This is a genomic window from Paraburkholderia piptadeniae, assembly GCF_900007165.1.
Lineage (GTDB): Bacteria > Pseudomonadota > Gammaproteobacteria > Burkholderiales > Burkholderiaceae > Paraburkholderia > Paraburkholderia piptadeniae.
This window is the reverse complement of record NZ_CYGY02000059.1, coordinates 56,350-83,037: the sequence shown is the minus strand read 5'-3', so window position 1 is coordinate 83,037 and position 26,688 is coordinate 56,350. Positions and strand designations below refer to the sequence as shown.

General features: G+C 60.0%; 21 protein-coding genes and 3 pseudogenes. 13 read left to right on the top strand and 11 right to left on the bottom strand.

Annotated elements, in window-relative coordinates; translation table 11 throughout:
* Positions 1–52: 52 nt before the first annotated feature.
* Together BN2476_RS29110 and BN2476_RS29100 are read right to left on the bottom strand one after the other, a co-directional pair.
* Positions 53–379, bottom strand: a complete 327-nt coding sequence (locus BN2476_RS29110; protein ID WP_087737679.1) for an ArsR/SmtB family transcription factor — start codon at positions 377–379, stop codon at positions 53–55.
* Positions 380–1,818: 1,439 nt separating this feature from the next.
* Positions 1,819–2,742 (bottom strand): LysR family transcriptional regulator, encoded by a 924-nt coding sequence (locus BN2476_RS29100; protein ID WP_087737677.1) that lies wholly within the window; start codon positions 2,740–2,742, stop codon positions 1,819–1,821.
* A 139-nt stretch (positions 2,743–2,881) separates the two neighbouring features.
* Here BN2476_RS29100 and BN2476_RS29095 point away from each other — a divergent pair, with 139 nt between their 5' ends.
* The 3 genes and pseudogenes from BN2476_RS29095 to BN2476_RS45770 form a co-directional block, all read left to right on the top strand.
* A complete protein-coding gene (locus BN2476_RS29095; protein ID WP_087737676.1) occupies positions 2,882–3,661 on the top strand; it encodes an alpha/beta fold hydrolase in 780 nt (259 codons plus the stop codon).
* Positions 3,662–3,724: 63 nt separating this feature from the next.
* Positions 3,725–4,276 carry a carboxymuconolactone decarboxylase family protein gene (locus BN2476_RS29090; RefSeq protein WP_087737675.1) on the top strand — a complete coding sequence of 184 codons (552 nt, stop codon included), beginning with the start codon at positions 3,725–3,727 and terminating at the stop codon, positions 4,274–4,276.
* Between the two features lie 381 nt (positions 4,277–4,657).
* A pseudogene (locus BN2476_RS45770) lies at positions 4,658–4,825 on the top strand (IS5/IS1182 family transposase); the annotation flags it as partial.
* A 29-nt stretch (positions 4,826–4,854) separates the two neighbouring features.
* Here the strand turns inward: BN2476_RS45770 and BN2476_RS46635 are convergent.
* Together BN2476_RS46635 and BN2476_RS29085 are read right to left on the bottom strand one after the other, a co-directional pair.
* Positions 4,855–5,028, bottom strand: a complete 174-nt coding sequence (locus tag BN2476_RS46635; protein WP_160111771.1) for a hypothetical protein — start codon at positions 5,026–5,028, stop codon at positions 4,855–4,857.
* A gap of 127 nt (positions 5,029–5,155) precedes the next feature.
* Entirely contained in the window at positions 5,156–6,097 is a 942-nt protein-coding gene (locus BN2476_RS29085; RefSeq protein ID WP_087737674.1) for a GlxA family transcriptional regulator, read from the bottom strand.
* A 339-nt stretch (positions 6,098–6,436) separates the two neighbouring features.
* On the opposite strand from BN2476_RS29085, the gene BN2476_RS29080 reads away from it, so the two are divergent.
* The 3 genes and pseudogenes from BN2476_RS29080 to BN2476_RS29070 all read left to right on the top strand — a co-directional run bounded on the left by BN2476_RS29080 (position 6,437) and on the right by BN2476_RS29070 (position 9,451).
* The gene (locus BN2476_RS29080) at positions 6,437–6,826 is read left to right on the top strand and encodes an MAPEG family protein (RefSeq protein WP_087737673.1); all 390 of its coding nucleotides are present in this window, start codon (positions 6,437–6,439) and stop codon (positions 6,824–6,826) included.
* Between the two features lie 148 nt (positions 6,827–6,974).
* A pseudogene (locus BN2476_RS29075) lies at positions 6,975–8,027 on the top strand (alpha/beta fold hydrolase).
* Between the two features lie 98 nt (positions 8,028–8,125).
* On the top strand, positions 8,126–9,451 hold the full coding sequence (locus tag BN2476_RS29070) for an epoxide hydrolase family protein (protein ID WP_087737672.1): 1,326 nt from the start codon (positions 8,126–8,128) through the stop codon (positions 9,449–9,451).
* 456 nt (positions 9,452–9,907) lie between these two features.
* Here the strand turns inward: BN2476_RS29070 and BN2476_RS48565 are convergent, their stop codons facing one another.
* The gene (locus BN2476_RS48565; RefSeq protein ID WP_235851006.1) at positions 9,908–11,176 is read right to left on the bottom strand and encodes a LuxR C-terminal-related transcriptional regulator; all 1,269 of its coding nucleotides are present in this window, start codon (positions 11,174–11,176) and stop codon (positions 9,908–9,910) included.
* A 24-nt stretch (positions 11,177–11,200) separates the two neighbouring features.
* Positions 11,201–13,024 carry a winged helix-turn-helix domain-containing protein gene (locus tag BN2476_RS48560; RefSeq protein WP_235851005.1) on the bottom strand — a complete coding sequence of 608 codons (1,824 nt, stop codon included), beginning with the start codon at positions 13,022–13,024 and terminating at the stop codon, positions 11,201–11,203.
* Between BN2476_RS48560 and BN2476_RS29060 the strand changes: the two are divergent.
* Together BN2476_RS29060 and BN2476_RS29055 are read left to right on the top strand one after the other, a co-directional pair.
* A pseudogene (locus BN2476_RS29060) lies at positions 13,010–14,538 on the top strand (long-chain-fatty-acid--CoA ligase). The gene BN2476_RS48560 and the pseudogene BN2476_RS29060 sit on opposite strands and share 15 nt — an antisense overlap.
* A 200-nt stretch (positions 14,539–14,738) precedes the next feature.
* Entirely contained in the window at positions 14,739–15,863 is a 1,125-nt protein-coding gene (locus BN2476_RS29055; RefSeq protein ID WP_087737671.1) for a porin, read from the top strand.
* 271 nt (positions 15,864–16,134) lie between these two features.
* Here the strand turns inward: BN2476_RS29055 and BN2476_RS29050 are convergent, their stop codons facing one another.
* The 5 genes from BN2476_RS29050 to BN2476_RS29025 all read right to left on the bottom strand — a co-directional run bounded on the left by BN2476_RS29050 (position 16,135) and on the right by BN2476_RS29025 (position 21,323).
* Positions 16,135–16,935: a TetR/AcrR family transcriptional regulator gene (locus tag BN2476_RS29050; protein ID WP_235851004.1), complete on the bottom strand. Its 801-nt coding sequence runs from the start codon at positions 16,933–16,935 to the stop codon at positions 16,135–16,137.
* A 94-nt stretch (positions 16,936–17,029) separates the two neighbouring features.
* Positions 17,030–18,394, bottom strand: coding sequence for an MFS transporter (locus tag BN2476_RS29045; protein WP_087737669.1), 1,365 nt, complete (start codon positions 18,392–18,394; stop codon positions 17,030–17,032).
* Between the two features lie 54 nt (positions 18,395–18,448).
* Positions 18,449–19,738, bottom strand: coding sequence for a CaiB/BaiF CoA transferase family protein (locus BN2476_RS29040; protein ID WP_087737668.1), 1,290 nt, complete (start codon positions 19,736–19,738; stop codon positions 18,449–18,451).
* 1 nt (position 19,739) lies between these two features.
* Entirely contained in the window at positions 19,740–20,516 is a 777-nt protein-coding gene (locus BN2476_RS29035; RefSeq protein WP_087737667.1) for an enoyl-CoA hydratase/isomerase family protein, read from the bottom strand.
* Positions 20,517–21,026: 510 nt separating this feature from the next.
* Positions 21,027–21,323 (bottom strand): DUF1330 domain-containing protein, encoded by a 297-nt coding sequence (locus tag BN2476_RS29025; RefSeq protein ID WP_087737666.1) that lies wholly within the window; start codon positions 21,321–21,323, stop codon positions 21,027–21,029.
* A 164-nt stretch (positions 21,324–21,487) separates the two neighbouring features.
* On the opposite strand from BN2476_RS29025, the gene BN2476_RS29020 reads away from it, so the two are divergent.
* From BN2476_RS29020 to BN2476_RS29000, 5 genes are all read left to right on the top strand, one after another.
* Positions 21,488–22,894: an NAD-dependent succinate-semialdehyde dehydrogenase gene (locus BN2476_RS29020; RefSeq protein WP_087737665.1), complete on the top strand. Its 1,407-nt coding sequence runs from the start codon at positions 21,488–21,490 to the stop codon at positions 22,892–22,894.
* A 46-nt stretch (positions 22,895–22,940) separates the two neighbouring features.
* Complete coding sequence (locus BN2476_RS29015; RefSeq protein WP_087737664.1) at positions 22,941–23,825, top strand: beta-keto acid cleavage family enzyme; 885 nt, start codon at positions 22,941–22,943, stop codon at positions 23,823–23,825.
* A gap of 201 nt (positions 23,826–24,026) precedes the next feature.
* Positions 24,027–24,458, top strand: coding sequence for a tautomerase family protein (locus tag BN2476_RS29010; protein ID WP_087737707.1), 432 nt, complete (start codon positions 24,027–24,029; stop codon positions 24,456–24,458).
* Between the two features lie 101 nt (positions 24,459–24,559).
* Positions 24,560–25,579, top strand: coding sequence for a zinc-dependent alcohol dehydrogenase family protein (locus tag BN2476_RS29005; protein WP_087737663.1), 1,020 nt, complete (start codon positions 24,560–24,562; stop codon positions 25,577–25,579).
* Between the two features lie 147 nt (positions 25,580–25,726).
* On the top strand, positions 25,727–26,638 hold the full coding sequence (locus BN2476_RS29000) for a LysR family transcriptional regulator (protein WP_087737662.1): 912 nt from the start codon (positions 25,727–25,729) through the stop codon (positions 26,636–26,638).
* Positions 26,639–26,688: the final 50 nt, after the last annotated feature.

Here is a 26,688-nt window from a genome sequence, read left to right as displayed (position 1 = left end):
AAACTGCATTCGGGGAAAAGCGAAGATGCGCGCGAAGACGCATGAGCGCCCGTCAGAGATCCGCGTTCATGTGCGCGAGAAACGCCGCGATGACGGCTTCGTTGCGCTTGAAGAAAACCCATTGGCCCACGCGTTTCGACGTGATCAGCCCGGCGCGCTGCAACGCGGCGAGATGCGCCGACACGGTCGACTGCGATAAGCCGCCGCAGCACGTGTCGAACTGGCCTGCGCAAACGCCGTGTTCGTACGACAGTTCCTGGTCCGGAAAGTACTTCCCCGGTTCGCGCAGTTTCGCAAGAATCACGCGACGCGCGGGGTTCGCCAGCGCCTTGTGGATCGAGTCGATGTCGATGGTCTTCGGGTTAGGCTTCGTGCTCATGAAACAGACGGCAAACAAAACAACAAACGGCGGGCAGAGTCTCTGGCCGGGAAGCGGCACCTGAATCGCTATGGTTCGAATCTTATATCGTTTTTTTTCGATATACTAGCAAGGCCCTACGCTCGATGGGGGTGATAGTCTTGACATACAAAAAAGTCCGCACTTTTCATCCCGCATCATGAAAAATATCTATAGATCATTGTTTTCATGTAAATATTTTTACGACTCGATTGCTGTGTCGCGGGCCCGGATCGGGCCGAAAAGGTCGACTTCCAGAGAGCAAGTAGGTATGGACTCCGAAAGTAAAGAGCGCACCTGCCGGTCGTCGCAGGCCGCTAGCGGAGTGTTTCAATTTCCCTTCATTTTCTTCTGGAGAAGCGGATGGTTGCTTGCGGAGTGATCGGTCACGGCGCATAACGGCGATCGAGACGGAACTAGAATTCGCGAGCGAGCGGAATCACCGCCCCTGCGGCATATCAATAGCAATGGGCAGCGGGGTTGTGTTCGCACCTCGGCGTAGGCGGGCAACAATCAGTTTTTCGGACGGGTCGTTGAATGATACCGGTTGGACTGACCCAGAACATTGGCGTTGATAAACCGTCCAGCGGCTTTTTGCAAAGGGGTCGAGTGCCTATGGTTTGGCGCTTGCCACGCTCGGCGAGAGTGAGTTCATTCGGTCTCGATAGACGAGTGCCAGCGGTGACCAAATGGCTAGCATCGTCCGCTAGTCCGCACGTCGGCCTTAGCCGTCATTCAGGTGTCGCCGCTTGTGGGGCGGTTGCCGGCCACTCAACAGATAGCGAGGTTTAGCCCAGCGCGCGACCTGCTTCCAGGAGCGACCGCCGAATCGCACTCCTGCGCTACAGGTCAGTGGCAGACAGCGTTATGCGTCCACCCATGCCGTGGACTGCTTTCGCCTCCGCAGCCTCCAGCAGTCGGCGCTTGCCAAGCTCGAAGGCCAGCCTCAATTGCCTTGGGGTGCGATTCGCAGCGCCGAGTTTTTCGCAAACTACTTCACAAGGTAGCGCAAAGGCACAGTACCCCCAACCGAAGCCGTAGACCGAAAACAAGACTGTAGAGTCGCTGCAAAGGATGGGCGCAGTCAAATTCGTACCAGGTTGGTCCATTGCTCTTCGCATTCCTGTCCGATGGCCGTGTTTCTAGATTGTTGCCATGGGATCTTACAAGAGTCCTCGCGGCGGCGGAGAGTGAAAAATGAAATGTTTTGCACCCTTGCACATCGAAAATCGAAGGGATAGTGGCGTTGACGCTCGTTACACCACTTGCGTGAGGCGGAGGACGGCCCATCTTCAGTCGTCCGCCTTCGGACTACGAAAGCCACTTGAGTGACCGTTTCGCATGGTTTCGATGGTGGTTGTCCAACGTTCAATTCTCGAGAAGGTATGCGAAGGTTTTGCTGACCTGCCGTTGGCATCGAGTCACGCTTTCGCCTTGATGCCCACAAGTTCCTGCGACATACGAGCCCGCAAGCGGGGGATCGCAAAGTCGAGGAAGGCGCGTAGCTTCAGCGGCAGTGGCGTCTGTCCCGCGTGTACCAGATTGACGGGCCATGACGCTGGCTCAAACTCGTCAAGGACGATCTCGAGTTCGGCGTCACCTACCGCACTCGCAACTTGATACGACAGTACCTGCGTCAGCCCGACGTCGAGAATCGCCGCCGCGATTGCCGCCTCCGCGGTGTTGACGACCAGCCGCGAGCGGACCGGGGCGGACATCCGTGATTTGCCCGACCCGAAATCCCAGGCCTGCGCTGACGTGAGCCCTTCAAAACTAATGCACTGGTGCCGCGCGAGGTCGTGCGGGTGGACAGGTACGCCATGCGAAGCGAGATAGCGCGAACTTGCGCATACGACACGGCGAATCTCCCCGACCCGGGTGGCGACGAGCGCGCTGTCGGGGAGCTCGCCAATTCGCACAGCAACATCGACGTGCTCTTCCGTCAAATGCACCAGGCGATCCGCGAGCAGAAGACGCACATCAATCTCCGGGTAGAGCGCCAGAAACTCCGCGACCACGGGTACGACGTGCAGGCGTCCGAACACCACTGGCGCCGTGACCGCCAGGTCGCCTTTGGGTGCCGTGTACTCGCCTGTCGCGGCACGCTCGGCTTCCCCGATCTCTTCGAGGATGCGCCGGCAGGCGGCGACGTACGACTGCCCGGCCTCGGTCAGCGAAAGCTGTCGCGTAGTGCGGATCAGCAGGCGCGTCTTCAAGTGCGATTCGAGCTCTCCCACCTTGCGGCTGACGGTTGCCAGCGGCATGCCGAGACGACGCGCCGCTGCAGACATGCTTCCCGCATCAACGACTGCGAGCAACACCGACATCGCGTCAAGCCGATCCATCGCATTCTCACTCGTTGGAAGGATGATTCTCGATATTGATGGATTCTCGCAGGCAATGGAAGGGCGTAGCGTTCGGATTGTCGCATCCGACACATCCACTTCCTGCAGGAGAACCGTTATGTCCCGTATCTCGACACCCATGAACCGTCTGTTGAAGAGATGTCTCGCATCGGTGCTATTGCTCGGCAGCGCATTTTCGCTGAACGTCAGTCATGCCGCCCCGCCGCAGGATCTGAAAGGAACGAACGTTGTCTTGGTGCACGGCGCTTTCGCCGACGGATCGAGCTGGGACAAGGTGATTCCCTTGCTCGAAGCGCGCGGTCTTCATGTGGTTGCGGTTCAGAACCCGCTCAGCTCCCTTGCGGATGACACGGCGGCCACCCAGCGCGCAATCGACCAGCAAACCGGTCCGGTCGTGCTCGTAGGCCATTCGTGGGGCGGCGCCGTGATCACCCAGGCCGGCAACGACGACAAGGTCAAGGCACTCGTGTACGTCGCCGCGCTCGTCCCGGATAGCGGCGCATCGGTCAACGACTTGTTCAAAGGCATGCCGACGCCGCCCGGAGCGGCCGAGTTCAAGAAAGACTCCGCGAACTTCCTGACGTTGTCCACCCACGGAGTGGTGAACGATTTCGCCCAGGATCTGCCGCCGGCGCAAGCACGCATCCTCGCCGCGACACAGGGCCCCTGGTTCGCGGGCGCCCTGGACGACAAGGTGGGCACTGCGGCGTGGCACACGAAGCCGTCATGGTACCTGGTCGCCAACCACGATCGCATGATCGATCCGCGAGCGGAGGATGCCATGGCAAAGAAGATCGGCGCAACGACGACGCATGTCAATTCGAGTCACGTCCCGATGTTGAGTCAGCCGAAGGCGGTTGCCGACGCGATCATCACAGCGGCAAGCAAAGTCCAGTAACAGCGGCATTAGCGTTCGGATTTTCGCTTCCGACACATTTCCACTTCCTTCAGGAGAACCGTTATGTCTCGTCTCTCGACACCATCCACGATCGACGCCGCGCCTGCAGCTTCTCGTCCGTTGCTGGAAGCCGTCAACAAGCAGTTGGGCGTGGTGCCGAACCTGTTTCGGCTAGTTTCCAACAGCCCGGCAGCGCTTGAAGGCTATGTGGGCCTGTCCGCCGCCCTGGGGAGAGGCGCGCTGGGCGCGCAAACGAGCGAGCGTATCGCGCTGGCTGTCGCCGAGATCAACGGTTGCGACTACTGCCTGTCCGCTCATACGTACCTGGCGAAGAACCTCGCGAAACTCGACGATGCAGAAATCACCGCGAACCGCAATGGCGGCTCGAACGATCCGAAAGCCGGTGCAGCTGTGCGCTTTGCAGTGACGGTGGCTCGCGAGCATGGCCACGTAACCGAAGCGGACGTGCGTGACGTCAAGGTGGCCGGCTATAACGACGCGCAGATCGTCGAAATCGTGCTGAGCGTTGCGCTGAATGTATGGACGAACTACGTCAACGTGGTCGCGCAGACGGAAATCGATTTTCCGGTCGTACGAGCCAACACAAGCGCCTAACGTCGATGGGGGGCCGTGCATGCCGACGGAGTAGTAAAGCCTTTAGCGTGCACGGCCGATCGTCAACTCGACGACGCATTACGAGATTGTCATGACCGATGCTCGCATCGCCCCCGACGCTTCTTGCACTTACGCGTGCGTGACAGCAGATGCCCCTGCGCGTTTATCATCCGCAACACGAAGGACAAGAATCTGCCACCGATTACGCATTAGGAATGCGTATCGTAATGGTGCTAGCAGCGCTCTTCCAGAATGGAAGTCCGAAGTGCCGTGGAAGCGGTCATTGACTTCGCGCCAGTCCGAGCGGCTGTTACGGGTCGAGCCTGTGTGAAAACGCATTGATATCCTAAACTGATTCAACGCATCGAGACCGGGTGACTCATGAAGCGATGCGTTGAAGGTGATGACCGCAAGCAGGTTGCGCTACTGCCTGAATGCGTGGACGACTACATAGGGCAGGACAATCCAGTCAGGGTCATAGATGTCTTCGTCGACGAGTTGGAGCTTGAGGTTCTCGGTTTCGACGGAACGAATCCAGCGCTCACGGGCCTTTGCTGATCAATCTCAATTCTGCTCGATCAAATCAGAATCATATCGACGCCGAAACCCAACAACGAATGACCGCTACCGAGAAATTCGACGAACCACTTCGGGTCGGGCAGAGGCACAGGAAGCGAGTCGACGTACCGCTGTGCATCCTCAACTGGCCGCGCCTGTTGGCATTTCTGCTGGTAGCCGAATACCGGCTTCATGACCACTGCAGCAGTTCCACATGCTGGCGCTGAGTGTTGCTCCACCGGATTCGACGCGTCCGTGCAAAACCTGACGCGGCGCCATCAACGGCGAAAAAGCGCAGTTCGAGAGGCACACCTGTTTAGACTAGGCAGCCTGCTGCCTGGCAACCCGGCGGATGGTTTGCGGAGGTTGGCCCAGCGTTCTGACGAATGCTCTGCGCATCCTTTCGGTGTCGCCAAATCCGGTCTCCCTCGCGATCACTGCAAGTGAGAGCTCTCCGGCATCGACGAGGCTGCGGGCGGCATCGACGCGCAGTTTCTCCACCACCTGCGCAGGAGACTGTCCGGTCTCAGTCTTGAAGATTCTGCTCAACTGCCTTGGACTCACGTGCGCGATGTCAGCGATGGCTTCCACGGAAAGGTCCTTGTGAAGGTTGGCTCTGGCGAAGGACAACACCTTTTGTATACGGTCGGACCTGGGCTGAAGCTCCAGCAGCGCCGAGAACTGGGACTGGCCACTGGTACGCCGGTGGTAGACCACAAGACTCGTCGCCACGGCCTTTGCCACCTTCGCTCCATGGTCTTCCTCTACCATGGCCAAAGCCAGATCGATGCACGCGGTCATGCCGGCCGATGTCCATATGCCTCCGTCGTTCGTAAAGATTCGGTCCGGCAGAACATTTACCTGGGGGTGTCGCCGCTGAAGCTCCTGAGCCGCGGACCAGTGGGTGGTTGCACGGCGGCCATCGAGGACCCCAGCTTCCGCGAGAATGAACGCGCCCGTGCAGATGCTGCCCACTCGCCTGCAAGCCTGCTCGGCGCGCTTCAGAAATGACCTCATTTTCGGTGTGGAACTCGGAACCGGAATGGAGCCTGGGACGAGCAGCGTATCGAACGCCGCATTGCGGAACTTGCACGAGTCCACGGTCGCGCCCGAATAGCTCGGAACCGGCCCCCCGTTTTCGGACAGCCGAACTTGCCGGTAGGACTCGTACCCGAGCGTCCTGTTCGCCAACTCGAATACGGTAATCACGGCGAGATCGAGAATCTCGAACCCCGGGAAGATCAACAATGCTACGGTCTTCATGGATGTCTCAAAACGCCGCAACCGGCAATTGGAGTCAGCATAGCTCCGCCACAATTTCGATGCAATTCTGGAGCCATATCGCGAGCACTGATTGTCCCAAAACGCGGCGTTTCCGTCTTTTAAGCCGCTGTCAGATGCCTCACCATACACATACCGCTTTGCCATTTTCCGAATGCTTTTGTCTATATATATGCATATACACACAAAACCGAAAAACCCGGGCATTCCTGGATCTGACCTCAACGCTCAAGGCCGATTTCTCGAACACGCCTGTCGCGACGTTTATGCTCTGCGCGCCGACCTGACATGCTGGCTTCGGTGTCGCGCGAGGGGTATTGAATGAATAGCATTGCACTGGCCTGTACCGCTGCCCTTGGTCTCCTCCTGTTCGCTCTTGGACTCTCCGTTTCAATCCTGCGCTCTCGCGTCGGCGTGCAAAGTGGCTACGCATCTGAACCCGATCAGTTGCTGACCAAGCTGGTGCGCGCTCACGGTAACACTGCCGAGTACGTCCCATTTCTGGCGGTGCTCTGTTTGTACCTCGGCTCTCAGCATCCACCTCACTGGCAGCTCTGGTGCATGGTCGGCGTAACTGTCTGCCGTTTGCTCCTGGTGGTCGCGCTAATTGCCTGGCCGTCCATGCGGAAACCCAATCCGGCCCGAGCTATCGGTGCCTTGGGGACATACGCTTTCGGGGCGGGCCTCTGTATTGCATTGTTCAACGGCTAATAACCGTCTGGCCGAGTCGCGTGATTGTCCGCCGCTCATCGAAATGGATACGACGATTGCCATTCGTGTTCAACGCAGAGCACAAAGCGTCGACTCAAGCCACGCGTGTTCACAGCGATATGAATCAACCTGACGAGAAGAGGTACCGATGTCGAATCAGATCAACACCCACCGTCGACGCTTTCTGGGGACGGCAGTGGTCAGCGTGGGTGCGGTGGAATCGGTCTTGAGCGGGCTGGCGAACGCGCAAGTCGATGAGTCGAGCCAGCCCGCTGCAAGCGCGGATACCGCGATGTCGAATAGTTCGTTCGGTGCGATCAGGCAGATCAATGCCGGCGTCCTGAATGTCGGATAGGCAGAAGTTGGCCCGGTCAACGGCCCCGTCGTGATTTTGCTCCACGGCTGGCCCTATGACATCCACAGTTTCGTTGACGTCGCTCCTCGGCTGGCGTCGGCCGGCTATCGGGTCATCGTTCCGTATCTGCGCGGCTACGGTACGACGCGTTTTCTTTACGGCAATACGGTCCGGAATGGCCAGCAGTCGGTGCTGGCCGTCGACGTCATCGCGCTGATGGATGCGCTGAAGATCCAGAAGGCGATCCTCGGTGGCTTCGACTGGGGCGGGCGCACGGCCGATGTCGTCGCCGCGCTGTGGCCGGGGCGCTGCAAGGCATTGGTTTCGGTGAGCGGCTATCTGATCGGCAGTCAGGCGGGCAACAAGGCGCCCTTGCCGCCGAAGGCGGAACTCGTATGGTGGTATCAGTTCTACTTCGCGACTCAGCGTGGCAGGCAGGGTTATGAAGCCAACCGACACGACTTCGCAAAGCTCATCTGGCAACTCGCGTCGCCGAAATGGAACTTCGATGATGCAACGTTTGAGCGATCCGCAAGAGCCTTCGAAAATCCGGATCATGTTGCCATCGTGATCGACAACTACCGCTGGCGATTGAGTCTCTCAACCGGGGAACCCCAATACGACGCGCTGGAAAAGCGTCTCGCGGCCCTACCCGTCATCACTGTGCCGACGATCACCCTCGAAGGCGACGCGAATGGCGCGGCTCATCCGGAGCCTGCGGCGTATGCGAAGAAGTTCGTGGGCAAGTACGCGCACCGGACCATCACAGGCGGAATAGGTCACAACTTGCCGCAGGAAGCCCCCAAGGCCTTTGCGGACGCAGTGATCGAAGTTGCCAGCTACTAAGGGCCTACGTGCCGAACCTTGAAGACGGCTCAGGTGGGCAATCACGAGTGTGCTTGATCACTCATCGCTAGCCCAACTGATTGCCAATAGGAGCAAGAGTGCTAAACGATATCCCTCCCCAGACCCTGTCGCGCCGTCGCTTTGTGGGTGTCGCAGCGGCGACCGTTGCTGCTGCCTCGTTGTCCCGGCTCGCTTTCGCAGAAACGAATCAGGTGATCACTGAAGTCGCACAACCGAAGGGCGGCGACAAGACCGCTATCCGTCCGCTTCGCGTGCATGTGCCGGAATCGCAACTTGTCGATTTACGCCGGCGCATCAAGGCGACACGATGGCCTGAGCGGGAAACGGTCACGGATGCATCGCAGGGCGTGCAGCTCGCGACCATGCAGAAACTCGCGCGTTACTGGTCGACGGAGTACGACTGGCGCAAGATCGAAGCGCGGCTCAATGCCTTGCCGCAATTCGTCACCGAGATCGATGGGCTCGAAATTCACTTCATCCATGTTCGTTCGAAACACCAGAATGCGTTGCCGATCATCGTGACGCACGGATGGCCCGGCTCGATCATCGAGCAGTTGAAGATAATCGATCCGCTGACCAATCCGACGGCCCATGGCGGGAGTGCATCTGACGCGTTCGACGTCGTGATTCCGTCGCTGCCCGGCTATGGGTTTTCAGGCAAGCCAACCACGGCCGGCTGGGACCCGGCTCGCACCGCACGCGCCTGGGTTGTTCTGATGCAGCGTCTCGGATACAGGCGATACGTGGCGCAAGGTGGTGACTGGGGGAACGCTGTCACGGAACAGATGGCGCTGCTCGCGCCGCCGGAACTGCTCGGCATTCATACCAACATGCCAGCAACCGTACCGGACCACGTTGCGCATGCACTCAAATTCGGCGACCCGGCTCCCGCCGGTCTCTCGCCCGACGAGAAGCATGCATTCGATCAGCTCGACTTTTTCTACAAGCACGGTCTCGGCTATGCACAGGAGATGGCGGGCCGGCCGCAGACGCTGTATGGGATCGAAGATTCGCCTGTCGGCCTCGCGTCGTGGATGCTCGACCACGATGCAGCCAGCCTCGCGCTCATCACACGTGTGTTTGACGGACAGTCCGAAGGTCTTTCACGAAACGACGTTCTCGACAACGTAACGCTCTATTGGCTGACCAACACCGGGATCTCATCGGCCCGCCTGTATTGGGAAAACAAGTTCAACTTTTTCGAGCCGAAGCACGTCGCCATTCCGGTTGCCGTCAGCGTCTTTCCGGACGAACTGTACGCGGCGCCGCGAAGCTGGGCAGAGCAGGCGTATCCCAAACTGATCCATTACAACCGTCTCCCCAAAGGAGGACATTTTGCCGCCTGGGAGCAGCCGCAGGCTTTCGCGCAAGAGGTTCGCGCGAGCTTCCAGTCGCTGCGCTGAGTTCAACGTTGAGGACGACCGTGCCCCGCGCGCTCGTCAACCTGGACACGCGCGGCTTCGGTCAAGCGTTGCTGTGGCCCCCGCACGCAGAACACACCGGTGGCGAAGGTCGCGCGTAATCACGATATCCTGGACTCTTCGCGGTTCCCGCTCACACACCTCGGGCGTCTCATGATGATCGGTTAATGGACGGTCACCTTTGCAGTTCAACCAACCGAGTCGGGCCGATACCGGTCTGTCACCGTTTGGATGCGGCGATTGCCGTGAGGCAGTTATCAACGGCAGGCAGGTGGGATGGGTACATAAAAAGTTCATGGTATCTACACTGTTATCGGACTAAAGCGCGGGGAGCATGTCAGCAGCACGCGCGGTAAAGGCATGTTCTTCACTGCAGCCTTTGCCAACCTTTTGGCGCCTATCAGGGCACATAGCCGTGGGTTGACCACGACGCCGCCGTCAGGGAATTAAACCCGTCGCTCTTCCTATTGCGACAGCCTGAGTCCGGTTCCTGGCACCGAGCTTGGCACTGATCTTTCGCAAATGGGACTTGATGGTAAGTTCTGAAACGAACAGTTTTTCGGCGATGATCTTATTGCTGTGTCCCGCTGACAGCAAGCGCAGTACATCGAGTTCGCGTGGCGTCAGCGCTTCGCACGATGGCGACGGCTTGCCTGCCGGAGCCTCCTTGCGAAGCACCAGACCTGGATTCGATTGATCGGCGAGCGCCAGCAAGCCATCTACGAACGCCGGCACGACGCCTAGCGTCGTCATGTCGTTGCGATGCTGTTCAGCCCAGCCGAAGACGAGCGACATCAGCGGAAATCCCTCATCGATGAAGACCCGTATAAAGCCCTCATGGCTGGCAAGCTGAAGGGCTTTTGTGAGTTCTGCGAATGCCGCCATTCGCTCGCCCATGCCGTCGAGCGCGAGCGCCAGCAGCAAGCGGATTTTCAGCGCGCGCCAGTATCGCTGGCAAGCACTCGCGTGATCGAGAGCGTCTCGCAGCACGCCTTCCGCGAGCTTGTATCGGGCTGACGCAATATCGAGGCGCGCGCGCGTGAGTGAGGGCAGATCGATATCGTTGGCATGAAAGGAGACCTCCGGGCTTTCCCATTGTGCGTGTTGATACGCCGCGCGCAGCGCCTGCTCCGCAGCTTCCAGGCGGCCTTCAAGTGTCGCGACACGGGCACGTTCGAGCCATGACGAACAGACGGCTCGGTCCAGCGTGATCGAGCGGCCCAGATGTTCCAGTTCCGCCAGTAGTCGCAGCCATTGCTCGCGATCGCCCCGAATCAGGGCAACTCGCGCATAGAGCACATGAGCGGCAATCAGCGAGTCCGGCGGGCTCACGCTCTTGGCGAGCGGCAGCGAATCGGCGAGAAGCCGCGAGACTTCTTCGAGCTCGTTGGCTTCGTAGAGCGCCAGCGAACGGGAAATGTCGATGCTGGTGCGGTTTCCCGCCACATCATCGCGTTGCTCCCGCCATTCATACGAGGAGGCAGTGGCCATCCGCGCAAGCGCGGTGCCGAGACGGCCTTGCACGAGATCGATGATGCCTTCGATTGCTTCCGCCATCGAGCGCATCACGACGAACGGATGACCATTCCTTCGCTGAAGGCCGCACGACAGCACGCTACGCGCTTCGTCGTAGCAATGCGTCGAGACGAGGCTGTAGGCCAGCGAATTGGTGAGCGTGAAATAGGGAAAGTCAGCGTCGTTGGGCAACCGTTTCAGGATTGCGAGCCCTGTTTACCGGCTCGTCTCCACCTGGTCGGTCAACGCGAACAGCACGCTGCGCAATGCTTCGGCCTCGAGTGCCAGTTCCTCTCGCTGCGCGTCGCGCGCCCCTTCCGAAGCGATATGCTGCACAGTGCGCAGCGCCTGCGCATAACGGCGATTGAGCAGCAGCACCCAGGCGTAAACCAGCCGTACGTGGGGCATCGAAGCGAGCAGGGCAGGATCGATGCGATCGAGCCAGCGCATCAGCAAACGGATGCGGCCAGCGCCGAGGAAGCGTCGCGCGTGCCGGCTGATTTGCTCGAGTGCGGCCTGATGTTCTGCTGCGTCGAGCAGATGCTCGATGGCGGGAATCGGCTGTCCTTCTTCGAGGAACCAGCTAGCGGCCGCCTGGTGAATCTGCGCTTCGCGCCCTGCGTGAGCGACGTGAAGCCGGTGGCGCAGGAAGCTCCCGAACAGCCGGTGATAGCGATACCAGTTGCGCTCGCCGTCGAGCGGAACGAGGAAAAGATTCGAACGGTCGAGGTGATCGAGGATCTCGCCACTATCGCTACCTCCTGTCACCGCATTGCATAGATCGGCCGAGAATTGCGGCAATGCGCTTGTGTCGAGCAGAAAGGCGCGGCAAGCCTCGCTTTGCTGCGCGAGGATGTCATCGTCAAGGAACTCTGCCAGCTCGATATGGGTGCCGGAGAACGACGCGACGAAGGCGGCATGATCGGTTCTGTTACGCAGTGAAAGTGTCGCGAGGTAAATGGCCGTCGCCCAGCCCTCCGTGCAGCGATGGAGCGTGGCGACTTCCCGATCGCGCAGTGGTATGCCGCAACTTTCGCGAATGAATTGTGCGGTCTCGGCCAGTGAGAAGCGCAGTGCGCCAGGCGAGATATCAAGCAGTGCGCCGCGCGCACGGATGCGTCCGAGTCCGAGCTCCGGTGTGCCGCGCGAGGCGACAACCAGCATGCTGCCTGGCGGCAGCGCTCCGATCAAACGCTGTACGAAGGCCAGCACGGGCGGGTTCTGGATCGTCTCGAAGTCATCGATCAGAATGGACAGCGTTCGCGTATGCGCAGCGATCCGTTCGATCAAAGCGTTGCAAAAGCGCTCATCGCTACTCGCATGGAGAGAAGCATGATCGTCGCGCGTTGCGCCGGACAATGATTGCAGGCCGGCGTGGAGGTGCACCAGGAAGCGTCGCAGATCATTATCGGCGTTGTCGAGCTGCAGCCAGACGGCGTCGCGCCGGTGTGTCCGGCACCAGGCCGCGTACTGCTGCAAGAGCGTGGTTTTGCCGAAGCCCGCAGCCGCGCGTATCAGCACGAGCCGCGCGGCATGCGCGCCGGTGATTGCGTTGATCAGTTGCGGGCGGGCGAGTTGCGTCGGATGGTTGGCGGGCGGACGGAGTTTGGATGCAACGATGCCCGGCGTGCTGCTGTCATTGTTTCGAGCGCCAACGTCGCCAAATGTACTCACCGACTCAACTCCGAAATCTCTGCCCTTGAGCCACGTTACTTGCAATGCCTGCAAGGACATGGCCCGTGTATATGCATATATGCAAGCTTGCCGCGCGAATGATTCCCGGATCTTGGACACAAGCGTAATCATTATCCCACCCAATTCATCGAGTCGCCGCGGCGCGAACCTTGCCGCGCAATTCTTCCACAGTCTCAAAGCGTCGTCGTAGTTCGTTCGAACTATTCGACATGCCTCCGCGATTTCCTCCTTTCGATACAGGACAACTCGCGTGGCGCCCCCTAAGGTATCGATTCGAGCAAGGATCGGCCTTCCCCGAATCAATGGCCGGCACAAGAACACGGAGACATCATGTACCTGACCCAAGGCTTGCACCGTTGCGCGCAACAGTCGCCCGACCGCGCGGCCGTCATTTTCGGCGAACGCTCGGAGACGTTCAGCGAACTGCACGGCCGCGTCGCGCGGTTGGCGGGCGCGATGCAGAAACTCGGCATGAAGACGGGCGAACGTGTCGCGATGCTCGCGCTCAACTCCGACCGCTATATCGAGTATCTGCTGAGCGTTTGGTGGGGCGGCGGGGTAGTCAATCCCGTCAACATTCGCTGGAGCGTGGCGGAAATCGTGTATTCGCTCGACGATTGCGACACCGTCATCCTGATCGTCGACGACCACTTTCTGCCGATGGTCGCCACGATCGCAGATAGCGCGCGCAGACGTCCCGTCCTCATCTATGCAGGCGAGGGCAGTGCCCCTGCCGGCATGCTTTCGTATGAGCAGTTGATCTCCTATACGGCCCCCGTCGACGATTCCTTTCGCGGCGGCGACGATCTTGCCGCGATCATGTACACAGGCGGCACGACCGGTCAGCCCAAGGGCGTGATGCAGTCGCATCTGAACCTGTGGTCGTCGACCGTGTCGCGCATGGCGGAATATCGCCACTTCGAAGGCACGACTGTTTCGCTGCACGCGGCCCCGCTGTTTCACATCGCAGCGATGGCGCGCGCGGTCGGCCACTTCACCGCGGGCGATACGCACGTGGTATTGCCGTCGTTCGACCCGAGTGCCGTGCTCGAAACGATCGAGCGTCACAAGGTGGAAGAATTGTTGCTGGTGCCCACCATGCTCCAGGCCGTTCTCGAGCACCCCGACTTCGGCGCACGCGACCTGAGCACGCTGAAGCGCATCTACTACGGCGCATCGCCGATCAGCGCGGCCGTGCTCGATACCGCGCTTGCCGTGTTGCCCGGCATCGAATTCTTTCACGCGTACGGACTCCACCCCTCAATCACTCAGCCGCAGCGCGGGCTAGCGGGCTCTACCGCTCGGCCGGTCGCGCCAGCCTCGGCGTCACGGTGAAGATCGTCGACGATAACGATGTGGAAGTGCCGCGTAACACAATCGGCGAAATCGTCGTGCGAGGCGCGAACGTGATGCAGGGCTACTGGAACAGGCATGAGGAGACCGCGCAAACGCTGCGCAATGGCTGGCTCCATACGGGCGACGGTGCTTATATGGACGACGACGGCTATCTGTTCATCGTCGATCGCATGAAGGACATGATCGTGACAGGCGGTGAGAACGTGTACTCGGCCGAAGTCGAAAGCGTGCTGTCTCGCCATCCCGCCGTCGTCCAGTGCGCGGTCATCGGCATTCCGAATGCGCGTTGGGGCGAGGCCGTCCATGCCGTGGTCGTGGTACGGCCGGGGAGCAATCCGAGCGTAGATGATCTGCGGGAGCACTGCCGCCAGTTCATCGCCGGATACAAGTGTCCGAAATCCGTCGAGTTCCGCTCGGCAATGCCGCTTTCCGCGGCGGGAAAAATTCTCAAGCGAGACCTGCGCGCGCATTACTGGGAAAACCAGAGCCGGCAAGTCGGCTGATCGGTTGTCTTCACTTCATTCGCTATACGACTCTGCGCCAGAACGCAGGTGTCCATGCAAACACCTGCATCACACGCTGTTCTGCAGCCGCTTCTTTTGCACGAAAGATTCAAGGGGGCATGTGCGTCTCTGGTTTCACCCGTAGGACCAGTAGTGCAACCATCCGCCAACGAGCGGGGACACATAGAAAGGAGACATGCATGCGTTTTAGCCGGATGAGCCGTGGCATTGGAGGCGTGATAGTGGCAATGGCAGGGGGCGCAGCAATGGCCGATCCGTCGAGCGTGACACTCTACGGAGTTGCCGACACTTTCATTCAGTACCTGAACAACGGCGGCATGAGCTCCGTTTCGGAGCGTAGCGGCGGCAGTACAGGCTCGATGTTCGGCTTGCGAGGCAGCGAAGATCTCGGCGGAGGTCTCAAGGCTGACTTCGATGTGGAGAACGGGTTCAACATCAATAACGGAAGGGGATTCATCGACACATCCGCATTGTTTTACCGGCAGGCGTGGGTGGGATTGAGTCATGGCGACTACGGCACGTTGACGTTCGGCCGCCAGTACGAGCCGAGTTTTCGAGCGATCTACCCAACCGATCCATTCCGGGCCAACGACATCATGTCGCCACTGTCGGCCGGCGTATTGGCCGTGGACCGCAACACACTTTCAACGCAATACGTAGCGGGACGAGCCAGCAATTCGATCCTCTACCAGTCGCCGGTGCTGGCCGGATTCCAGATCGATGCCATGTATGCTTTCGCGGCAACGGTCACACAACCGACGCCGGCCACGACGGGCAACATTCTGGACGTTTCCGCCTCATTTAACGGGTACGGACTGTACGTCGGCATTGCCTATCAGTACCAGCATTCGGGGTTCGCTACCATACCCGGCCTGCCCGCCGCGCTGACGCTCGCCAACACCGAGCACTATTCGGCGGGACTCGCGTATCGCATCGGCATCGTCAATTTGCAGGCAAACTACTCGTACAGCCGCGCGAAGGATGTGCCGGTGCATTCGCTTGCGGCATTGCTGGACACCTCGCACCCATACAGTCTCGCCGAAGTAGGTGCAACGATCCAGGCGACGCCAGCGGACGTGTTTGAAATCGCAGGCATCAACCGTAACGTGCGCGGCGCCGAAGACAGTACATGGGGAATTCAGGCAGGTTACGACCATTCGTTGTCAAAACGCACGAGCCTGTACGCGCGCGCCGGCTATATGAAGAATCATGGCGAGGCGACCACAAGCTGGCCGGGTGTTCGCGTGCAGGCACAAGGTACATCGCAGACCTTGGCGCTGATTGGCATGACACACCGTTTCTAGGCATGCGCGACAGATGTGCGGGCGCCGTCACGAAAGGCGTCCGCGCCCTTGACGCGACTTCACGGGGACATGGCGATTCGAGCCTGCGGGCATCGCGATGGCAGCAGGGCTGCAGCGTCGAGGATAGCGGGAGGCCGAGGCTCTGAGGTGGTCTTCTTGAAACTGGCGATGTAGCGGTTATCGGCTCGGCAAGGCCCTCATCGATCACGATACCGCACACGTTCAGAACGATATTCGACGGCGGGTGGTTAGCATTCAACAGCGGCGGTTACTACGCTTTGACGCGCTTGCGAGCGGTGCGCGTACCCACGGGCTTCTCAGAGAGAGCGCATTGCTGGATCACGCGCTGGAGATGATCCGGACCGGCCGTGATCGCGCTAAGCAAGGTCATCAAGACAAAATCGATCAACTTTGGTATAGCGACTTTGGTGTCCGCCCGCGGCGCGCGATTCGCGAGGAGCAGCGTGGCGAGACCGTGTTCCATGCTCCACGCGGCATGGGTCACCAGCTTGAGATCGGTCTGGGTCCAGCCAGTCTCGATGGCCAGCGCCTCAATCGTCTCGCAAAACAACCCAAAAGACCTGTTACTTTCCTCGATGAGTTCTGGATACGCTTGATGCGCGACGATGCGAGGCCCGATCATCAGGCCGAACAGCCCATTGTGACGCTGCGCGAACTCAACGTATACCCGCATCATCCGGTACGCCTTGGAAAGCGCCGTATCCTCGCTGTCACGGATCGCAACGCGCAGCGCAGCGAGGTCACGATAACCACTCGCCGCGATCGTGGCCAGCAACTCGTCGATACCTGAAAAATGTCGCGAGGGCGCGGCTTCCGATACGCCCACCATGCGCGCGAGGTAACGCAGGCTCAAGTCCTGTGCTGATACATCCATGAGCGCGCTGCGCCCCGCTTCGACGAGCGCGTTGCGCAGATTGCCATGGTGATAATCCGCGCTCTTCGCGATAGATGACTTAGGACTCACGTAGCCTTCGTTCGTGTAGTACGACAAGGAATCGATTATAAATTCTGCGTAGAGAGGCACGCAATATTGCGGATCACGTGCTGACAACCGTGTTTTCCTATAGGCATTCTAGCCGCGTCATGGCGCTGTTGGCTGTCAGGCCAGGGCGCATGCCCGGTGCGCCCACTTCGACATCGATCAATCACGTTGGGCATCGAACCGATACATCGTCAACGGGCGATCGCCTCTTGGCAATGCGCTGCACGCCAAAAAGAAGAACCACGACACCAAGTGCCTGCACACAGGCAATCATGATGAACCCGCTCGCGTAAGTTCCCGTTGCGTCGCGGACGTATCCAATCAGAAAAGGCGTAACGAAGCCGGCGACATTGGCGACGGAACTGATCAACGGCACGCCGACCACTAACGACCTGCCGCTGAGAAAACCGACAGACATTTGCCAGAAGAGCGTTATACCCGCCCCCGTTCCCGCGAAGCCGAGGACAAGCAGCAAAAACGTCGCGATAGTACTGTTGTGCCATACGAAAACAAGCGCCGAAAGGCTCACCGCTGTAAAGACCGACGCCAACGCACAGAAGAGCCGCCGACGCTGCGCACTGCCCCCGACGCAGCAGATGAGCACATTGCCCACTGCTCCTAACGCGCAGGCACCAGCGACTGCACGGCCAATCTCTTTGTATCCGCCGAATCCCGCCTCACGAAGTATCGTCGGCGAGAAGAAAAACAGTGCGGCGGTAGCGGCCAGGAGGCAGAAGTAGGCGGCGCTCAAGATCCAGACGGCTGGGTTGAGTAACAGAGGACGCCCGTCTTCGCCGGTATCGCCCATCGTTTCGGCGTTCTGTCGGAGATCATCGTCGACGAGCGTACGCTGTCGCGCGGAGAGCCACCTGGCGCCGCGAGGCAGATCCGGAAGCATCATGAACGCGACGCACGCCAGCACGACCGTGGGGATCGCCTGAGCAAAGAACATCCATCGCCAACCCTGAAAACCGGCCAGTCCGTTCATGTGCTCGAGCACGAATCCCCCCGTTAAACCAATCGTGACCGTCGAAAAGAGTGATCCCGAATGGAAGATGCTGAAGTTACGCGTGCGCCTTTTCCCCGGGAACCACGCATTGAAGTACAACACGACGCCCGGGTAGAAGCCGGCCTCGAACACACCGAGCAGGAACCTCAGCACGTAGAACGACGGCGCGCTATTGACGAACGTCATCGCGACGCTCGTCAGTCCCCAGGCGCCGGCAATGCCAGCAAGCACGGCGCGTGCACCGAACTTCTTTTGCAGCATCGTAGTAGGGACGCCGAACAGCACGTAGCCGACGAAGAAGAGGCCGGCCCCCAATCCATACACCGTTTCGCTGAATCGCAGATCCACGACCATTTGCAACTTCGCGAAAGCAACGTTCGAGCGGCCGACCCACGCCAGCATCCATAAGCCAAACAGTATCGGCAGTATTCTCCATTGCGCCGAAGCGTAGGCCTTCCGAAGGAGGGCATTATCATCCGACGATGATGCCTCTACGCAGGCTTGTTTCACCACTTCCATTCAGTCCTCCGACGTGTTGTGTTGATACCGGAAATACGAGGTGTATCGCGGTGATCAGAGCTCGTCCGTCACTTTCTGCAACTCACTCGCTTGCGCAAGAACGGAAGCGTCGATCATCTTCGTCGTGGACGGTGGCGGGCCGCCGACCAGAATGCCGGTATGGATTGCATTGCGAATTTCGGTATCCGCCATTCCCGCTTCGCGGAACACCTGTTCGTTGTGCTCGCCGCGAAACGCGGGCGCGCTGCGCATCCCAAGCTCGTCGTCGGAAAAGTGCCACGGATAACCGTGTATCAGATATGAGCCGCCGCGACCATCCGTGATCTCGTGAACCGCACCCCATTGCTTTGCCCAATCGGTCTCGGCCAATTCCTTCAGCGTACGAATCTGGCCAATCGCGATCTTGGCCTCGTCGAGTTGCGCATCAAGTGTCTTGAGATCGCGGAACGACAGCATCCACGTCTGGATCACCGCGTGCAGTGCCTTGTAGTTCTGCAGGCGGCGCTCAGCGGTGCTGAAACGCGGATCGTGCGCAAGGTCCATACGGCGCATTGCGCGCAAGTAGTTCGGAAACGTATAGCTGCCGACGATGCTTTGCGCCGCCACGAACTCTTCGCCACCAGGGCCGACGAAATGCGGTCCGTCGGCGGCGCCAAGGATGCCGGGCTCCGCGCCCGTATCGACACCCGCGAGATCAAGGTGAGCGCGTTCGTTGATCGACAGCATCACAGCCGCCATCGCGACGTCGATGTATTGGCCGCGCCCGGTGACTTCACGTTTGCGCACTGCCGCGAGCACGGCGATGGTCGCTTGCAGGCCAGCATAGACGTCCGCGTGAGACAGGGGATCGGTCCATTTCCGGCCGTCGCCCGCGCCGTCGAAATGCCGCAATGTATTGTGCGTGAATCCCGTTTCGGCCTGCACGGTCGGCGCGTAGGCCATGCGCGACGCCCACGGGCCGCGCTGGCCATAACCTGTGATCGATACATAGACCAGCTTTGGATTGCGCTTCGCGAGTGTGGCGTAGTCGAGTCCAAAACCCTTGAGCGTGCCGGCCCGAAAATTCTCGACGATGATGTCAGCCTCGTCGCACAGGCGTAGCACGAACTCACGTGCGCCCGGCGCGTTCAGATCGATGCTGATATTGCGCTTGCCGCTATTTTGCTGAGCGTAGTAGCCCGACATGCCATCGCGATTCGGGAACGCGGCACGCGACACGTCGGGCCGCGGCGGCTCGATCTTGATCACATCAGCACCGAGATCGGCTAGCGTCCGCGCGCACAGTGGGCCGGCCAGCACGCGGGAAAAATCGACGACCTTGAGTCCTTCGAGCGGTCCGGCCATGTCAATTCCCTTCGAAAACGGCGGTGCCGGGACCGGCCTTTTCGAAGGACTCCAGTCCACGTTTGAGATCCTGCGACGCCCAGATCGGCTTTTGCAGTTCGAACATCGCCTCGTCGGCGGCAGCCACGCCCTCGTTGACCGCGACCCGGACTAGCTGCTTGGTGGCTGCATGCGCAATGGTCGGACCGGCGGCGAGTTCCTGCGTAACCGACAGCGCCACTTCATCGAGCTTGTCGTCGGGCACAACGAGATTGATCAAGCCCCAGCGTTCGAGGGTGGCAGCGTCGTAACGGCGACCGAGCAACGCGAGTTCTTTCGCACGCGCTGGACCGGCTCGCATCACCTCGCGCTGGATGCCGCCGAGCAGCGGATGCAAGCCGAGTGCGACCTCGACCGAGCCGATCTTGGCCGATTCGGCAACGACGCTGAAGTCACAGGCGAGCGCCACTTCGAATCCGCCACCAAGGCATGTGCCGTTCACCGCCACGACGATCGGGATTGGTAGTGTCTCGAAGCCACGCAACACCTCAAGCGGATCCATCAGTGCTTTGCCTTGCCTGGCAATGCGATCCGGAAAAAGCGCTACTTCGGCTCCTGCCGAGAAGTGCCGCAGACCACTGCGCAGCAGGATCGCGCGCGAGCCGCGTTTTACTGCCGTTTCGAATTCATCGAGTAGCGCACGATACAGCGTCGGGCCCATCAGGTTGTGCGGGCGACGGTTCATCGTAAGGACCGTCACGTGGCCTTTGATTTCTGTCTGAACAATTGCTTCGTCCATCTTTGCTCCATTTCCTCAGATTTGCACGTCTTTCAGCTTAAATGTTAACGTGTATAACATTTGGCTGAAATATAACGCCAGGATTAACTTGAATACGGTTGTCTATCAGATCCGGTGGTTGATCAATGCCAATGAGTAAAGGCACAACTGGCGCCCATCGCGGGTCGAACTTGTGCAGGAGGGAATACGCGCCATATGCCATCGTCGTGACGAAAGAAGAACATCGCCGCGCTCTCTCCTGTCTTTGACACCTCTACGTACATAGCGTTGCTGCCTGGCACGGTTGTTCCGAAACTCGACGACTCTAACCTGATGCGTTGCACCGGGCGCAAGCCAATGCTCGACCAAAGTACGCAGCGATTTTCGTTCACAAGCCAAAACTTTCTCCGGAAATCCGCAACAGGGAGAGTGTGGTAACGGACGTCTACCGTTCGCGCAAGATCACAATCGCGAAGATCAAAGCTGAGCGGTGGATGCCGACGGCGGCGTCGGTTGGCACATGGGAGCATTTCAATCATCGAGGCCTGCAACGACGCGTGCGTCCCTTTCGGCTCCGTCTCCCAATACGGCCAATGCTTCCTGATAAGCCTCACTCTGAAACGTAGCGAGCGCCTGTTCGAAGCTCGGGAATTCGACTACGACGGTCCGTTCCTTGAGACCCGCCTGAAATGCAACGACTTCGCCGCCCCGCACCAGAAATTTTCCACCCGCCGCTTTCACCACCTGGGTCGCGAGGACGCCGTACGCCGCGAGCTTGCTCGCGTCATGGACCGCCCGATACGCTGCCACCCAATATCCCTTTGCCATTTCGCTTCCCCAGTTGAAAGAAGATACGTGATCATAGTAACGGTGTTAACATGAATATCAATGAGGGTTTTTCCTGACCATAAAAAGCTGGTCAGGATGCGTGTTAACGGTGTTAGCATGAGCCAATGCGATGACTCGATGCCAACCTTTTCGCGGAGAACTTCATGCCGTACACGACGACCAATCCTGCAACGGGCGAACTGCTCGCCACCTACGCCGACATATCCGACGAGTTGCTCGATACGAAGCTCGCTGCCGCGCAGCGCGCTTTTGAAACTGACTGGCGCCGCCGTCCCGTCAGCGACCGGGCGCGCATTGTGTCGCGCGCGGCGGCGCTGTTGCGCGAGAAGGCCGACGAATACGCGGGCTATCTGACGCTGGAAATGGGCAAACGCAGCGGCGAAGCACGCAAGGAAGTGGAGTCGTCGGCGAACATTCTCGACTACTACGCAAAACATGCGCACGCGTATCTGCAACCGCGCCCGCTCGCGGAAGCGCCCGGTGCGGCCGTGCACATCGAACCAATCGGCGTGCTCTTCGGCATCGAGCCATGGAATTTTCCGTACTACCAGATCGCGCGCGTAGCCGGGCCGCAATTGATGGTCGGCAACGTCCTGCTGCTCAAGCATGCGGAGAGCGTCCCGCAATCGGCGTTGGCCTTTGCCCGGTTGTTCGAGGAAGCAGGCGCGCCCGAGGGCGTCTATACGAATCTGTTCATCTCGATCGAACAGGCTGGCCGTGTCATCGACGACCCGCGGGTCCAGGGCGTGACATTGACGGGCAGCGAGCGCGCTGGCGCCGCCGTCGCCGAGCGTGCGGGCCGTAATCTGAAGAAGGTTGTACTCGAACTCGGCGGCAGCGATCCGTTCATCGTGCTCGAGGATGCGCCGCTCGACTGGGCGATTCAAAGCGCGGTCGCAGGCCGCATGCTCAATGCGGGTCAATGCTGCGTGGGTTCGAAGCGCATTATCGTGGTCGGCAAGGAACGCGGTGACGCTTTTCTCGAAGGCTTCACGCAGCGTATGGCATCGCTCGAGACGGGCGATCCAGCCGATCCGGCGACCGCCGTCGCGCCGCTTTCATCCGAGCGTGCGTTGCGTCTGCTGCTTGAGCAGATCGATCGCGCGGCTTCGCATGGCGCGCGCATCGTGTGTGGCGGAAAGCGCGTTGCGCGCCCAGGCTTCTATTTGCAACCGACTGTCCTGACCGACATCTCCCCGCAAAATCCTGTCTTCGCCGAAGAGCTGTTCGGCCCGGTTGCCGCGTTCCACGTCGTCGAGGACGAGGCTGCCGCGATCTCGCTCGCCAATGGCACGCCGTACGGTCTCGGTGCGTCGGTGTTCACCGCGGATACCGAGCGCGGCGAGCGAGTCGCCGCGCAGATCGACAGCGGCATGGTGTTTATCAATCAGCCGTTCGGCACGGCGGCGGAACTGCCGTTCGGTGGTGTCAAGCGTTCAGGTTTTGGCCGGGAGCTTTCTCTCCTGGGCTTCGACGAATTCGTCAACAAGAAGCTGATCAGGGTTGCGCCTGTCGGGGCTTTACCGTTCGGCCCCGCACGGGCCGCCTGAACACGCGATGGCGGCACTCAATTTTTATTTCCTTTGAACGAGCATCATGACAAGCAAGACGATTATCAGTTGTGCACTCACAGGAAGCGACGACACACCGCGGCTGAACCCCGCAGTGCCCGTGACGCCCGAGCAGATCGCCAACGAGGCCATTGCTGCATGTGAGGCCGGTGCGAGCATCGCGCACATTCACGTGCGTGACCAGAAAAGCGGCGCTCCAAGCACGGAGTTGTCCCTTTACAGCGAGGTCGTCTCGCGTATCCGCGATAGCGGATGCCCGATATTGATCAATCTGACGACAGGCCCGGGTGCCCGTTTCGTTCCCAGCGATGAAGACCCGAACCGGGGAAGCGAACTCAGTACGATGATGACGCCCGAGGCGCGCGTGCAGCATGTGCTCGAGTTGCGTCCGGAAATCTGCACCCTGGACATCGCGACCATGAACTTCGGCAGTCGCGCTTTCGTAAACGTACCCGACCATCTGATCAAGATGGCAACCTTGATTGAAGAAGTTGGCGTGAAGCCGGAACTTGAGGTCTTCGATCTGGGCCACGTGCGTCTGGCGCGCCATCTGATCGAAACGCAGGGCATTCTGCAGGCTCCACTGTTCCAGTTATGTCTTGGCGTGCCGTGGGGCGCGTCCGCCGACACCGAGAGTCTTCTTCAGATGAAGCGATATCTGCCCGAGAACGCCCGCTGGTCGGCGTTCGGCATCTCGCGCGCCCAATTTCCGATCGTCGCGCAAAGCGTGATCCTCGGCGGACATGTCCGCGTCGGCCTGGAGGACAACCTTTACCTCGCCAAAGGGGAACTGGCGCCGGACAACGCATCGCTGGTCAAACGCGCGGTCAGTATCGTCAAAAGCATCGGCGGGGACGTGGCAACACCGGACGAGGCTCGCAGCCTACTCGGCCTTTCCCCTCGCCAATAGAACCGAAACGAAGATGGGATCGCACTTCTATCTGATGAGTCGCAATCAATGCTGCGTGGCGAAAGCATTGATTTCAAACGGTAGCCTATCCTTGGGCTATCTATAACGCCGCCTCACTCGTGTCTGATTCATCTTGTCGTTCAAGAGACCCGGATGTTCTGACATAAGAAACGCGGCATCTATTGATGCATGGAGACGAAAATGCCTTTGTGGAATATCTATCATCCCCCCGGTGCCTACACGGCAGAAGACAAGCAGGAGATGGCGAATCGAATCGCCGACATTTACATCATTCCTCGCTTCTATGTAGGCGTTCTGTTTCATGAACAGCCGAAAGACTCTTTCTTCATGGGAGGTGAGTCGCGAGATGATTTTGTCAGAATCAGATTGGATCAATTCGCCAGACATATCTCCAAGGATGTCACGTGGACCGAGTCGTGGTTGCGCAAGGCGAACGCTGCAATTGCGCCATTTGTCCAGGAGCGGGGCTACCACTACGAGCTGCATGTCGGCGAAACGCCGCGAGAACTGTGGTTGATCGATGGTATTCGACCACCTCGGCCCGATACGGAAGCCGAGAAGAAATGGAAGCTTGAAAACCGGGCGTCGCCGTACGAGCCGAGCGAAGGTTGAATCTCTCAGCTTCATCTGAAGCCATTGGCAGGCTGAACTCAAATCGACTGCGGTGAAAGCCCGGCTTTCATCGCAGTCTCTCCCAACCGTCTGGTGAGCACATGAAGGCTTTGATATTCGAACGCAACGGCGAGCCGTCAGAGGTAGTCCATTGGTGTGAATTGCCCGAGCCCACGCCCGGTCCGGCGGAAGTCCGCGTGCGGATGCTGCTGGCGCCCGTGCACCCGTCCGACCTGCACGTCATCCGTGGACGTTTCGCACGCCAGCGTCAGCCGGAACTGCCAGCCTCGCCCGGGTCAGAGGGCGTCGGCATCATCGACGCCGTGGGCAGTGACGTGTCGAGTACGCGGGTAGGAGAACGCGTTGTGTTGCTGGATGTGCCCGGAACGTGGCGAGAACAAGTCATCGGTCCAGCCGACCGCGCGATACCCGTACCGGCGGCGATCTCCGACGAGGACGCTGCGCAGGCTTTGATCAACCCGATGACGGCATGGGCAATGACGATGTGCGAGCACCAGCTCGAACGCGGCGACTGGCTGGTCCAGAGCGCGGCAGGCTCGACGGTGGGTCGGCTCGTGCTGCAGATCGCGAAAGCGCAGGGGTTCCGCACCATCAACCTCGTACGCCGTGAAGAGCAGGTCGCCGAGATTCAGGCGCTTGGCGGAGAAGTCGTGCTATGCACCGCGGACGAAAGCTGGCGGGAGCAACTGACGACGGCCACGGGCGGCAATGGCATCGTCAGCGCGATTGACTGCGTCGCCGGCCGCACGGGCGCCACCCTTGCGCGTCAGTTGGCCCCGAACGGACGCCTGCTCGTGTATGGAGCGTTGTCCTCGCATCGTCAGACCGACCCGGCGGCGTTCGAGATGCCGGTTTTCGCCCCGGCGCTGGTCTACTCAGCTGCCGAGGTGCGCGGCTGGTTTATCTTCTCGTGGCTCGCACGCAAGGGGGTGAGTGAAAGCAGCCGGACGCTGCGCAGTCTGCTCGATCGCATGGCCGAGGGCACCTTGAAGCCGCCGGCAGCGCGCCGCTACTCCGTGGATCGTGCACTCGAAGCATTCACGGCCGCCGAGCGCGCCGCACACGACGCCAAGCCGCTGCTGGTGTTCGCGGAGCGTTGAACGACACCCAATGTCACCTGCGACGCGAAGCGGTCGTCGCTATTCGCGTGAAGGCCGTGGTTGACGCTGACTTAAACTATCGGCCTATGCCGGAAATGGGAAAGCGGTTGCACTCGATCGCCGGGCAATCACACGCACCATCAAACCATGGACCTGAACCTGATCGGCCTCTTCGTCGAGATCGTCGAATCGCGTAGTCTCAGTGCCGCCGCGCGCAAGCTGGGGATGACGCGCGCGAATATCAGTCAGCGGCTCAAACTGCTGGAACGCGAAACAGGCGCGCAATTGCTGCGCCGCTCGACGCGCAGCTTCGAAATGACGCAAGCCGGCCACACGCTGTACGAATGCGGGCAGCGCATGCTCGAAGACCTGAGCACGGCGCAGGCCTCTATCGACAGCCTCGGACAGACCTTGAGCGGGCGCGTTCGCATCAGCGTGCCCACTGGCTTCGGCAGGATGTTTCTCGGCGGCAAGCTGCTGGAGTTCGCGCGCATGCATCCAGGCATCGCGCTCACGGTCACGTTCAACAACCGGATCGAAGACCTGATCGCAGCCGAAGTCGATGTCGCGATACGAATCACGGCGACTCCGCCGCTCGACTACGTGGCGCGCAATATCTGCTCGATCGATTGGAACCTGGTTGCGTCAGCCGACTATGTCAAACAGCACGGTCCGATCGACTGCCCGAGCGACCTCGAAAAGCACACGCTGATCGCGTCAGCGTATCCGGGCCGTCGCGTCACGATGACGCTCACGCACCGCGAGGATGAGACGGACGTCCACGCGATCACGATGCAGCCCGCGCTGCAGTCTTCCGACTATCCGTTCCTGACGGAGGCCGTGTGCCGGGGCATGGGCGTCGGACTGTTGCCGGCCTACGTGCCGCATGCGCCGACGAGCTGCGAACTGCTGCGAGTCCTGCCGCATTTCCGCGTGGCCGGCATGCAGAACACGTTGTATATCGTGACGCTGCCCAATCGCTATCCGTCGCCCGCGACGCAAGCGCTGATCGACTATTTGCGCGCCGAAATCCTTTCGCTCGCGCAAACCTGGAGCTAGCGCTTCACCCCAACAAGCACGTCATCCCGCCCCGCAGGCATTCCCGCCTC